Source organism: Paenibacillus sp. J22TS3 (assembly GCF_018403205.1).
Classification (GTDB): Bacteria; Bacillota; Bacilli; order Paenibacillales; family Paenibacillaceae; genus Fontibacillus; species Fontibacillus tuaregi.
In genome coordinates this window covers 297,934-311,049 of sequence record NZ_BOSF01000002.1, presented here as the reverse complement: position 1 = coordinate 311,049, position 13,116 = coordinate 297,934, and the positions used below count along the sequence as shown (strand labels likewise).

General features: G+C 48.4%; 11 protein-coding genes. 1 reads left to right on the top strand and 10 read right to left on the bottom strand.

Features of this window, described 5'->3' with window-relative positions:
- Positions 1–157: 157 nt before the first annotated feature.
- The 10 genes from KJS63_RS07270 to KJS63_RS07225 form a co-directional block, all read right to left on the bottom strand.
- Entirely contained in the window at positions 158–2,497 is a 2,340-nt protein-coding gene (locus KJS63_RS07270) for a glycoside hydrolase family 65 protein (protein WP_213618551.1), read from the bottom strand.
- 474 nt (positions 2,498–2,971) lie between these two features.
- Positions 2,972–4,066: a carbohydrate ABC transporter permease gene (locus tag KJS63_RS07265; protein ID WP_213618550.1), complete on the bottom strand. Its 1,095-nt coding sequence runs from the start codon at positions 4,064–4,066 to the stop codon at positions 2,972–2,974.
- On the bottom strand, positions 4,067–5,149 hold the full coding sequence (locus KJS63_RS07260; protein ID WP_068619750.1) for a carbohydrate ABC transporter permease: 1,083 nt from the start codon (positions 5,147–5,149) through the stop codon (positions 4,067–4,069).
- Positions 5,150–5,300: 151 nt separating this feature from the next.
- Entirely contained in the window at positions 5,301–6,701 is a 1,401-nt protein-coding gene (locus KJS63_RS07255; protein WP_374706262.1) for an ABC transporter substrate-binding protein, read from the bottom strand.
- 388 nt (positions 6,702–7,089) lie between these two features.
- Positions 7,090–8,097 carry a LacI family DNA-binding transcriptional regulator gene (locus tag KJS63_RS07250; protein WP_244862526.1) on the bottom strand — a complete coding sequence of 336 codons (1,008 nt, stop codon included), beginning with the start codon at positions 8,095–8,097 and terminating at the stop codon, positions 7,090–7,092.
- Between the two features lie 195 nt (positions 8,098–8,292).
- Positions 8,293–8,526, bottom strand: a complete 234-nt coding sequence (locus KJS63_RS07245; protein ID WP_068619752.1) for an excalibur calcium-binding domain-containing protein — start codon at positions 8,524–8,526, stop codon at positions 8,293–8,295.
- A gap of 343 nt (positions 8,527–8,869) precedes the next feature.
- A complete protein-coding gene (locus KJS63_RS07240) occupies positions 8,870–9,403 on the bottom strand; it encodes a DoxX family protein (RefSeq protein ID WP_213618549.1) in 534 nt (177 codons plus the stop codon).
- A gap of 211 nt (positions 9,404–9,614) precedes the next feature.
- On the bottom strand, positions 9,615–10,241 hold the full coding sequence (mobA, locus tag KJS63_RS07235; protein ID WP_213618548.1) for a molybdenum cofactor guanylyltransferase: 627 nt from the start codon (positions 10,239–10,241) through the stop codon (positions 9,615–9,617).
- Positions 10,242–10,380: 139 nt separating this feature from the next.
- On the bottom strand, positions 10,381–10,791 hold the full coding sequence (ndk, locus tag KJS63_RS07230) for a nucleoside-diphosphate kinase (protein WP_213618547.1): 411 nt from the start codon (positions 10,789–10,791) through the stop codon (positions 10,381–10,383).
- Between the two features lie 66 nt (positions 10,792–10,857).
- Positions 10,858–11,937 (bottom strand): acyltransferase family protein, encoded by a 1,080-nt coding sequence (locus KJS63_RS07225; RefSeq protein ID WP_068619757.1) that lies wholly within the window; start codon positions 11,935–11,937, stop codon positions 10,858–10,860.
- 264 nt (positions 11,938–12,201) lie between these two features.
- Between KJS63_RS07225 and KJS63_RS07220 the strand changes: the two genes are divergently transcribed.
- The gene (locus KJS63_RS07220) at positions 12,202–12,939 is read left to right on the top strand and encodes a Crp/Fnr family transcriptional regulator (protein ID WP_213618546.1); all 738 of its coding nucleotides are present in this window, start codon (positions 12,202–12,204) and stop codon (positions 12,937–12,939) included.
- Positions 12,940–13,116 lie beyond the last annotated feature (177 nt).

Below are 13,116 nucleotides of genomic sequence, written 5' to 3'. Positions count from 1 at the left end.
AGCGCCAGTTCAAGGATACCCCTTGGACTGGCGCTTTGCTTACTTTTCACAAAAATCCTTCCGCTCTGCTGGAAGATTACTTGCGTTTGGGACAGCCTCTTGGACTGTAACTAACAAGGTGAACCCTGTGGGCTCAGTGTATTCGGTTCTTCTCAAGCTAAGCTCGCACCGGCTCATTCCTTACTAGTGTTAGACTCTGGCCCTTGTGCTTGATCGTGAGCGTCTCTCCTTCAATAAGAGTATACTGAACTCCATCCCCATCCACAAAGATATCGATCAGAGCCCCTTGATTAACAATCCTAAAGCGGTAGCTCTTCCACTGCTCAGGCAGGACAGGATTAAACGCCAGAGTTCCATCAACCAGTCGCATTCCTCCGAACCCGTTCACAATAGACATCCACGATCCGGCCATGGCGGCCGTATGGAGTCCGTCCTTCACATTCTTATTAATATCATCCAGATCCATGCGGACGGTACGGTCGAAGTAGGAATAAGCACTCTGAAGATCGCCGATCTCCGCGGCCACAATGCTGTGAATACACGGGGACAAGGAAGAATCGTGTGTGGTCAGCGGCTCATAATAATTGTAGTTGCGGACCTTCTCTTCCAGGGTGAACTTGTCTCCAAGCAGGAACAAAGCCAGGACCAGATCGGCCTGTTTCAGTACCTGATGACGATAGATCACAAGCGGGTGGAAATTGAGCAGTAGCGGGTATTTTTCCGAAGGTGTATTCTCAAAATCCCACTTTTCCTTACTTAGAAACGTATCGTCCTGGGCATAAATGCCGAGCTCCTCATCATAAGGAACAAACATCTTATCCGCAGCTTCCCGCCACCCCTTAATTTCATCTTCAGTAAGGTTGATGCGGCTGCACAGCTTGGAATATGCTTCTGGGTATTCGTTCCTCAGCTGCTCCGCCGTCTGATGAGCAAAGATCAGCTGGTCTTTAACCATTAAGTTCGTGTAGGCGTTATTATTAACAATAGCTGTATACTCATCCGGTCCGGTCACCGCATCGATGCAGAAGGCGCCTCCCTTAGCCGGATTGTAATGACCTAGATCCACCCAGAAGCGGGAGGTCTCAAACAGGATCTCGGCCCCCTTGCTAACCAGGAACTCCGTATCCCCTGTGGCCATCACATACTGCTTAATGCCATATGCAATGTCCGCATTGATATGAGCCTGTGCGGTTCCCGCCGGGAAGTAGGCAGAATTCTCTTCCCCGTCAATCGTCCGCCAAGGATAGAGCGCCCCCTTCTGGGACATGACGGCTGCACGTTCCCGCGCTTTATCTAGTGTGGCGTAGCGGAACTCCAGCAGAGCCCGGCTGATCTCCGGCTGGGTATAGGTGAAGAAGGGAAGCATGTACATTTCGGTGTCCCAGAAATAATGCCCCTCATACCCTTCCCCGGTAAGTCCCTTGGCCCCTATGTTGGTAACCCCGTCACGTCCAACCGACTGAAGCAGCTGAAACGCATTGAACCGGATGCCCTGCTGGAGCGCTGGGTCCCCGTTGATTTCCACATCCGCCCTGCTCCAGAATCTGTCCAGGAACTTCTGCTGTTCCTGCAGCAAACCATCGAACCCGGTCTCGGCAGCTTGTCCGAGAACCTGCCCGGTTCTGCCTTGCAGCTCCTCCTCCGCATAGTCTTTGGAAGTATGATAAGAAATATATTTGGTTAGCGATGCACGATCGCCCTTAAGCAGGGGAACCGCATACTCTACCGTAATTCGCTCGTCTTCCATTTTCTCTGCAAGCTCATATCCCGCTTCCGCAGCGAACTGGTGGCTCATTGCAGTGACAAGGGCGAACCGGGTATGCCGGGTCCGCTGCTTCATATAGGCGAATTGTTCCGAATGGTTCATCTCTTCGAGAATCAGACTGGGCTCCGCCGCTCCCGCTCCGAGTCTTGGATCGTCCGTGGTCTCCTGCTTGGCGATCTTCCCGTCAATAGCCGAGACGAAGGCAATGGTCCCTTCGAAATTGACCGCCGTAACCTCATAGTGAATCGCGGCCAAATGTTTATGCTTCAATGAAGCAAGCCTCCGAATCTTGATTCTTACCCGGTGGCCCGCCGGGGATTCCCAGTCCACTTCTCTGAGAAGAACCCCCATCTTCATATCAAGCTCGCGGCTGTATCCATGGATAGTTCCGCTGTTCAGATGGAATAACTCCCCTTCCACCCGCAGCTGAATAATCTGAGCATTTGATACATTGAGCATGGCCTGATTCCGGGAAGGATACCCGTAAGCCCCTTCCGGGTACACGATCGGTTCGGAGTCGTAGAACCCGTTCAAATAATTGCCTGTGACGGATCTTCCAACTGTCCCGTGAAATCCTTCTTCAAAATTGCCACGCATCCCGATGTAGCCATTGCCGATGGCAAATACACTTTCGCTGCGCTGATTGTTCTGATCGTCGTAAGCTTTCTCTCCCAAGGACCAATCCTCGTAAGGATAAAGTGGTTCCGGGTGTTCGTATGGTTTCATCTTCATCTCGTAGTCCCTCCTGGTTATCTCTGTCTCTATAATCCATATAAATTGAACAATTAATTATGCGGAGAAGGCATCCGGGTGAAATGTTCTTTAAGGCCGCTGTTGCTCACGGATTTCTTGATCTATATAAAATGAACTTATGATGAAAGTTACCTTATTCGGGGCGCTGCGATGCCGAGTGTTCTTTAAGGCCACTGTTGTCTCCGAAATGCTTGGACTAGATATCAGTGGGGCATTTCGGAGACAATGGCGGACGCTCCGCTTCTTCAGAATCACTCGGGATCGAAGCTGAGCTCGGTTTATTCTAAAGTTCATTTTATATAATGATTTCATACGGTAGAAATCCGTTCACCAAGGCGAACGCTGCGCTTCTCTAGAATCATTTCACCCTGTGCCTACCCCCTGATCTTGTTATACATCAACTTTCTAAAGAACTATATTTCTTGCCATCTTATCTGCAGCTAATGGAACCTGTTAGCCTTTGACCGAACCGCCCATCAATCCTCTGACGAAATACTTCTGCAGCAGGAAGAAGATCGCCAGCGGCATCAGCATGGAGATAAATGCGGCTGAGGTGAGCAGGTGCCAGTCGTTTCCTCTGGAGCCTACGAGATCTGCAATTTTCATGGACATGACCTGAACGTTCGGCTGGTTGCCGATGAAGATCAGGGACACCAGATAATCGTTCCATACCCATAGGAACTGGAAGATGCCGATCGAGGCCAGTGCGGGCACCGACAGCGGCAGAATCAGTCTGCTGAAAATCGTAAAGTGGCTTGCTCCATCCATAAACGCCGACTCAAACAAATCTTTAGGCAGCTGGCTGATGAAATTGTACATAAAGTAAGTAACCAGCGGCAGACCAAATGCCGTATGAGCAAGCCAGATGCCTAGATAGCTGCCGTTCAGTCCGAGCGAAGTATAATCCTTGAGCACCGGAATCAGCGCTACCTGGATTGGAATAACCAGCATCGCAATGATGATTACGAACATTGTCTTACGTCCTGGGAAACGAAGCCAAGCGAAGGCGTATGCCGCAAAAGAAGCGATCAGCACCGGAATTACCGTAGCCGGAACAGCAATCGTCAGCGTATTCCAGAAAGCTTGGGATAAGCCGGTCCCTTTCTCTGTCGTCGCACTGCCATCCGCATTTTTGAGCGTGTATTCTTTACCCGAGATTACATTTTTGTAGTTATCCAGGGTCAGATCCGTGCTGGTAACCCATCCTTGCTTCTCTACACTGATGGTGCGGGCCCGGCGGTTCTCCCATTTCAGGCGGCTTCCATCCACCTCAACTCCAGCTTTGAGCTGCTCATCAGTGTACGTCTTGCCGTTAACCTCAATCGGACCGCGAAGATCCACGTCCTTCGGCAGCTTGATGGTCTCTCCAGCCGCTTTCCATTCCTGGTGGGGAAATACATTCCACCATCCGGTCTGAAGAATGTCCGCTGCAGGCCGGAAGGACGAGATAAGCAGCCCTAACGTAGGGAGAAGCCAGATCAGGCAAATGACCCCAAGTACAATATTAACGACGGTTTTACCGCCTTTTCTTTTTTTCTTCAAGGCCATTTAGAATCCCCCCTGCTTGCGGAACTGGCGCAGATTAATAATGATGACCGGCAGGACAGCAATCAGGAGAACGATCGCAAGTGTGGAACCATAACCGAAGTTACGGTACATGAAGAACTGCCGGTAGAACTGGGTAGCGACTACCTCTGTATCGTATTGACCTCCCGTCATCACCATGACGACGTCAAATATTTTCAATGTGAAGACGATAATCGTTGTTGTCACCGTCAGAATCGTTGTTGAAATGTATGGGATCATGATGCTGAAGAAAATTTTGATCTCCCCCGCACCGTCCACTCGTGCCGCTTCCAGGATATCTTCAGGCACCCCTTTGATGGCTGCCGAGAAAATAACCATGGCAAATCCTGTTTGCATCCAAATCAGAATAATAATCAGGAAAAAGTTGTTCCAAGGCTGAAGCATACTGGCCCATGCTTGAGGTTCTCCCCCAAGAGCCACAACAATCGCATTGAGCAGTCCGATCTGCTGGTCACCAGGCTGATAATAGTACACGAATTTCCAGATAACTCCTGCAGCCACAAAAGAAATGGCCATCGGCATGAAAATGATCGATTTGGCTATCTTTTCATAACTGCTCCGATCGGCAAGAATCGCAATCAAGAGCCCGAAAGCCACACAGGCAAGAGTACCCACGAATACCCATAAAAGGTTGTTGCGGAGGGCCGTTGCCATGAGATGGTCACTGAAGATCGCAATATAGTTGCCAAGTCCGACGAACTTGTCAGAAGAAGCGTTAAAAAAGCTTAAATAAAGGGTCCGCAGTGCGGGAAGAACAAGCAGCCAGCCCAAGATGATGACCGCAGGCCCAATAAAAATATACGGCAGAAACCTTTTGCGGATATGTTCCGGGAACTGCTCAACCGCCCAGCTTAGGGTATAGTAAATAAGATAGACACCCAGAACGCCCCACAGCACCGCAAGCACCGCCGTAAGCAGCGGATTCAGTGTTGAATCGCGGAAAAACATAAAAATCAGGCCATTGATTACGATATTGGCCAGCAGTACGCCAAGGAACAACAATATCGCCCTCATGCTGACTCTTTGCTTAGCTTGTGCTTCCATAATTGATCCTCCTATTAGTTTTGCGGAGCAAAACTCACTTCGTAAGCTAAAGAAAAGACAAAGAGGGGCTGAACCCTGTTTCCGCCAAGCGCCCCTCTTTGTCTTTGTGTTCATCCCTTATCCGCCCTCTAGCTTGGACTTCAAAGTCAAATTAGTTGTTCCAGCCTGACTGAATCTGCTTAAGGGCATTGTCCAGAGTGGCGGTTCCGCTCACATAGTCGGTCATCCCTTTCCAGAATGTACCCGCACCGACTTTACCCGGCATCAAGTCAGATCCATCGAAACGCAGGGTAGTTGCATCCTGCACAAGTTTCGCCATACGACGATCAGATTCAGACTGGTACCAGTCAAGGGAAGCGTCATTCATCGGCGCAATTACACCCCCAGATTGTACCCAGGTTTTGATAGATTCGCCTGTTGTAAAGAACTGCATAACCGCACGTACTTCAGGACGGTCATTGAACATCGCGTAAATGTCGCCGGCAACCAGTACCGGTTTGCCATATTTCTCATCAATCGGTGGCAGATAGAACCAGTCGTAGTCTTGATCAACTTTCGCTGTTTCAGGGAAGAAGCTGGTAATAAAGTTACCCATCAGGTTAAACCAAGCCTTCGGCGGGTTGTCGAACATTGGCTTTGGAGCATCCCCGAATGCAGTAGTTACAATGGACTTCGTTCCACCATATACATAATCTTTATTCATCCAAATTTTGGACATCACCTCAACGGCATGCTTCACTTCAGGAGAAGTGAATGGCAGTTCGCCTTTTACCCATTTGTCGTAATTCTCAGGTGTAGTAGTACGGAGCATGATGTTCTCGATCCAGTCTGTTGCCGGCCATCCTGTAGCAGCACCGCTCTCGATGCCAATCGTCCAGGCAGGGTCACCGTCTTTGGCAATTTGCTCGGTCAGAGCCATCATTTCATCCCATGTCTGAGGTACCTTGTATCCGGCTTCTTCAAATTGTTTCTTCGGATACCACACCAAGCTCTTCACGTTGCTGCGGTTCCAGATTCCTGCCATAATTTTGCCGTCTTTGCCGTCCATCATAGACATATCCAGCCAGCTTTTATTGTAGTTTTGCTTCATCTTATCCTGATCAAGCACCTTGGTCAGGTCAACTACTTTGCCGGTCTTAGCGATGGATGCCAGCAGACCCGGCTGCGGGAAGTCCGCAATGTCCGGCGCACTGCCGCCGTCTACACGGATATTAATAGTAGCTTCGAACTCCTTGGAGCCTTCATACTGGATGTCGATCCCTGTTTTGTCCTCGAAATCCTTAATGCTGCTCTCAAATTTCTTCTGGTCGGCGTCCACGAATGGTCCGAACATTGTTACTTTTGTTCCTTTATACTCGCCTTTAAGCGCCTTATCCAGCTCAGAACCTGCCGCTGCGGTCGTAGTCTGGTTAGTGTTATTATTGTTCGTGTTGCCGCTAGGTGCCGCAGAATCTGTCGGGCCGCCGCCGCTGCCGCAGGCGCTTAGCATCATGGTTAAGGATAGGCACGCTACCATAAGCAGCGACATTTTTGTTTTTGCTGTCTTCTTCATTTTTGCATACATCCCCTTTTAGTTATTTAGTAGAGACTAGCAGGTACTGCGTCCATTTGGTTAAATGGTTGAACTAAAGATAGATCCATGCTGCTTAAACCTGCTGTTTCGGCCGTGAATCAGGCCGTCTTCAGTTCAATCAGTCGGGTCCGAACAGGCTTCTAGCGGGATCACCTCCTTGCAAAGCTTTTCAAAAGTCACTGACTACCTATCTTAAACAAGAGCTGAATATTGTTCTCATAAATATAGCGCTTTCATTTTAGTTATCGAGGTATTTTACTTTTTTTCTGATCCTATAAATTGTACTTGTGAGTAACCGTCTTTATGACTATTTCATAAGCAGCTTGCTTCAACACATATTTGAAAAGCTTTTCGAGCTGCCGGAAAGCTATCTCTCCCGTGACGATTCCCTTACTATCAGCTTGTGGTCCATCCTCTCTCTCAGCACCTGAACCGTACCTGTAGTGACCAGCTCATGCAGCTTCTCTGCGGCTCTGTATCCCAGATCATAGATCGGCTGTGCAATCGTTGTAAGCTTAGGGACGAACATGCTCGCCATCCGAAGATTATCAAATCCGACAACAGATACCTGCCCGGGTACAAGAATATTGCGGTCCTTCAGATAAGAAATCGTTCCCATTGCGAATTCATCAGCTACACAGAATACCGCCGTCAATTCGGGATAATCAGTGAACAGCTCATGTGTAGCCTGATACGCATGCTCAAAGCGGTGAGAGGCAAATTTGATCTTCGGCGTGTTATTCTCAAGCCCAAATTCCTTCATTGCTCTTACAAATCCGCGGTACCTGGGTGGTCCCGATATAGAGTCTGTCAAATTGAACCCTATCATGCCAATTTCCTTATGGCCAAGCTCAATCAGAAACTTCACCGCATCATAGGCCGCCAGCTCATCATCAACTTCAACACATGGAATGTCGAACTCATCAGAGTGGGAAGACACCAGTACAAAGGGAATCCTGCAGGCAACAAGCTTCTCGTAATATTCTGGATAAAGCGCGTCACTCGCAAAAACAATCCCATCGACCTGCTTCTCATGGAAAGTATCGATATAAGATATCAATCTTTCCTTGTCGCGGTCTGTGTTACAAATCATTAGACTATATCCAAGCTTGATGCAGGCATCCTGCATCCCTCGGATCACACCAGCAAAGTACAGGTTCTCAATGTCTGGAATCAGCAGACCTAATGTAAAAGATTTCTTGTAAATCAGACCTCTCGCAAACGAATTCGGCTGGTATTGAAGCTTCTCAATCGCCTCCAACACCCGAAGACGCTTACTTTCAGCAACCGATTCCGGCGCATTCATCACGCGGGAGACCGTGCTGATCGATACGTCCGCCATCTTGGCAACATCTCGAATTGTTGGTTTCATCATTTATAACCTTCTTTTTGAGAACCTTTTCAAAGTGATTATAGCAAGCTTTATTTCCTCTTGGCAAGAACTTTTTTAAGCGCTTACAAAAATTAGCTGCAGGAGCACTCCCAAGGGCTGTTTCTAACCAAATCAACCCTTTCGCTGATAAAATATCTGGATGCCTGAGTGCCTGCCAACCGTTATAAAGCGAGTGGTTTACTTCTCGCAAGCGATGCCGTCATTGTCACGGTCAAGGGCTTTACGATAACCAGGGTCCCCGCGTTTGATATTATAGTAGCCCGCCTTCTTGGCGGCTGTACAATTTTTGAAATACACAGTTTTAGCTTTGGATTTGGCCGCCACAGCCTCCGGGGCATGCACTCCAAGCAGCACTGTGGCAGCCAGTGATAGGGCAGCTCCACTTAAAGCGAGCTTTGATTGAAATTTCATATATCTATTCCTCCTTATGTCTTTTCTATTAAATTTATCATTTCTCTACGTCTGCCTAAAGGTAAATTCAGGAAAATGGGCGTCTATACCTTATCCAAAACAGGTGGCTTGGTCACGTATAACGTCAAATCATACGAAGCTCTTCCTTCAGCGTCACACGTCGATCGCCAGCCGGGAGCCTTTCAATGTTCCTGCTCTCTGGAAGCTGAAGCAGCTTCCGGGAGACCCCCGTTTCTTTTCTATATTATAAAAAGAGCCGCAGCCCGGATTCATGGGCTGCGGCTCTCTTCGACAATACCGATTCAATTATTATCTAAGCCAAGCAGCTGACCTGCCTGCCTACTTATCTCTGAATAACATTACCCTTCGGTAGACTACCTGCCGCCTCCCGGTGAAACATTTTGCCGAATACTTTTCTTAGGTATGGAAGAACGAAGTAGTCTGCCCCGAATTTGCCTCCGTTAGCTCCTGCTACTACAATGAAGATCCCGAGCATAACCAGCCAAGGGTTCGTGCTTACGGTGCCGGCATATAAGAACATGAAGTTCATCAGCATTCCGAAGAATGCGGCTGTGGCGGTCAAGCATCCAAGAATCAACCCGAGTCCTACGAGGAACTCACCGAGTGGAATGAGAACGTTGAACAGCTTGGCGTTCGGCAGTGCAAAGTGATTCAAGAAAGCTACGAAGTTCGGATATACTAAATCTCCTGTTTTCTCCATCACCGGCTTCGCAACTGCACCCTTCAAGAAGCCTGTAGCGTCAAATCCCCCGGTTAATTTATGCCATCCGGCTGTCATCCATTCCCAGCCGAGATAGACTCTAACGAGTAACAACAGAACCGCAGCAATCTTGTTTTCTCTTATCCATTTTACCATGTCTACCATCTCCCTGATCTTTATGTCTTAATTGTAAGGCCGGCAGAGGGCAGCAACTGTGACATAAATCACAGTTTTGTGATTTTTTTCACATTTATTTTCGCACATAATTTTTGCTCCCTGTTTATATGTATAACCCTGCTTCTAATGAATAATTAGTGGGGGCTGCGCAACTATGTCAGCAGGAACAGCCTCCCACTATGCTCCTAGACTAGATATTAGCCCCTCCGCCATCTGCTGCCGTGACCACCGGGGAGGACAATTCCGGAGCCGCCGTCCAAGTGTGGATGTCTTTAACAAAATCAAGTTCTATCCCCTTCTCTTCGAAGCGGGCTTCCAGAACATCCATCCTCTGAATTCTTGGCAGAAGCGCTTGAACCCGCGTCTCCCCAAGTTCAATCAGCTTGCCGATCTTCCTTACACAAGCTTTATCGTACACACCATGCAGAGGATAACTGCTTCCGGCTATAGTCGGAACCGCTGCCTCATAGCCCATCTGTTTACACTCTAACAGCAGCATGGCTGCCGCTGCAGACAGAAACGGCATATCACTGCCCACAGCCCAAATATTAGGATGGGAGGATAAACTAAACCCCGCATGGAATCCACCCAGGGATCCTTTGCCCTGATGGTAATCTGCAATAATCCGCGTTGATGGCTCAAGAACCCTTAAGAAAGGCCTTGGATCAGGGGTTACCACCATGACCTCATCACATACCTTTTTCATTTCCCTTACCTGGGCTTGTATTAACAATTCCCCTTGATAAGGGAGAAGAGCCGCCATTCGCCCGTCTGAAACCGGCTCAGAATTTCCTGCTAGTATAATGCCTGTAAGCATACGGTATGCCTCCTCCTTCAATATTTGGTAAAACCTGTGTTGTTTCTCATGGTGAAAAAAAGGCATAAATCCGGTGAAGCACGCATGGAATTATGCCGCTGGTTACTGCCTTATTCGGTTTCCTTATAAGTTAATCAGTCTATCTGGTACCAAAGAATAGAGCTATCTCCCGCTCAGCACTCTCAGGACTATCCGACCCGTGAATGACATTCGCTTCCACTGATGTTCCGTAGTCCCCCCGGATTGTGCCTGGTCCAGCCTCTGCTGGATTGGTTGGACCAATCATATTTCTGGAGAGCTGTACGGCATTCTCCGCTTCCCACACCATAGCAAACACCGGACCAGAAGTAATATAGTCCACAAGCTCTTGGAAGAATGGTTTAGCTTTGAGATGAACATAATGCTGCTCAGCCAAGGCACTATCCACATTCATTTGCTTGGCATCCACCAGCCGGAATCCTCTGTGTTCGAAGCGTCTCATAATGTCTCCAATTAATCCCCGGCGGGTACCGTCCGGTTTCACCATCACAAATGTTCTTGATACTGCCATAAATTCATCTCCTTCGGTAACATTCCTAATTGTAGTTTGACCCTTTCACTTGTTCAGTGCGGTTGGTCACAGCTTCTTCAGCATCCGCGGACGATGCCGGCGAATCGTAAGCCGGTAGCCCAATCGGTACAAACTATCCAGCTCCGGTTCAATGAACCACTTGGTCATCTGTCTGGTCTGAGGCAACGACAAGGCAACTGTCATGATCAAAATTACAGCTGCCAGAATCACAACGTCTCCGGTATGCTGCACAAAATCATAAAGCCCCAAGCTAATTGCACTGCGGACGAACAGCCCGTGGAGGAGGAAGACGTATAATGTTCTTGATCCCAAGCTTGTCAGAATAGACTGTCTTCGCGGAATCAGCGCCAATACAGCAAGGCTTGCCCAGATCTGCAGCACATAACAGCCAAGACGAATCATTGCAGCGGCAGGGCCAAAGCTGCCCATTTCGGCATAGGTGAATTTACCGTAAAGCCAGTCCGGTGTGCCATGCCACATTAGAGCAGGAACAGCAGCAAGCACAATCAGGGAAATCCCCGCTTGAATAATTCGCCCCTTACCGCTAATGAAGGCTAGCAGCTTGGCGGGATGAACAGCATATCCGGCTGCAAAGAACGGCAGGAACACAAACATCCGGGAGAAGCTGAGCCAGGACCCGTCAGTACCTAAGTACCCTGCGGCCACACCCAGACATAACGAGACGGCCACAGGATGTTTGATGCCAAGGGCGCACATCAGCCGCACTAGGCAGCGCCACCCAATGTGAGCCACCAGGAACCAGAGCATCAGATAAGGAATGAAGAAAGAGTGCTTCTGCCCAGGAACGTGAAAGAAAAGCACATCAAGAGATGAATACAAGGTCTGAAAAATAATATATTGAACGGCAATAGATACAATAACCTTAAGGCCACTCCGGCCAAGCAGCGTGTTCCTCGAAAAGTACCCTGTAACATAAGCGAACAGCGGCATGTGGAAAATAAAAATCCAGGCATGCAGGCCCCCAAGCAGACCAAACCGTTCCATCACGGGTTCAATTCCTGTAGCAATAAATACAAGTGTGATCAACACAAACCTTAGATTCAGCATCCAAGTATCATAATTCACTTCCGGCTCATGGCCGCCCTGCTCTTGTTGACTGTGCATAATATCAGGTCTCCGTTTCTCTCTTCCCGGAAGAATGCTGTCTTTGTCTCTTCTTCCAAGTCTCCCACTACCCGGAGTGTAACAAATGACACTTTGCATATATATGACTCACGTCACAGCATGTAAAATATTCCCTAGACTGTGATGTATCTCATAGAAATCTCAGGGGATTTCCACTTCGAAAATCAGAGAACTCCCGGATTACGTTTATATATAGAATAAGAGTAGAATAAAAGTAACGGAAAACAAGGAGGCGTACGGAGGATGATCGAACAAAAAGATAAACTCAAAGCGCAAAACGGCAGTAAACAGGACGGAGGCATCCAGCAATTTTTCTCGCAAGAGAACCAGGAACTGCTGAGAGGCATTATGTATCCCAAGCACGTGGAAAAAGGCTCCAACCTGTTCTGGGAAGGCGACGCTGCGGATTATCTGTACTATGTTCGCAAAGGACGCATCAAGGTCACCAAGTCGGCGGATGACGGCAAGGAATTCACCTTGTACATGCATCATAAAGACGACCTGATTGGCTATGGGGATGTGCTCTCTGAGTCCGTACACCTCCTTAGTGCTGTCGCAATTGAGGATTGTGATCTGGGAGTTATCCAGCGGAAGGACCTTGAAGTGCTGCTCTGGCAGCATGGTGATCTTGCAGTGGAATTCATGCGCTGGCAGGGTGCTACACACATGCTGACCCAGACCAAGATGCGCGATCTGCTTATGTTCGGTAAAACTGGAGCCTTGTGCTCTCTGCTGATCCGTCTGAACAATTCCTACGGAGAGCCATGCGGAGAACACCGCCGGATTACGATCAAAATCAACAACACCGAAATGTCCGACATGATCGGAGCTACCCGGGAAAGTGTCAACCGCATGCTCAGTGATATGAAGAAAGAGGGAATCATCGATCTTGTCGATGGCCACATCGTCATTCATGATCTGGAGTACCTCAGAAATGTGTGTCACTGCGACAATTGTCCGGCTCATATCTGCCGAGTATAGAATGAAGAACACAACAGCACCCTGGCCCGAAACGGCTAAGGTGCTGTTTTTGTTGTGTGCTTATTTGTTGAATGCTTTTTTTGTTATGTTCTGCTGGGTTCATTTTGCCAGGAGCCTTTGTAAATACAGGCGTTTTTTGATTCTTTATACTCATGCTGCAAACAGGGTAATAATAGT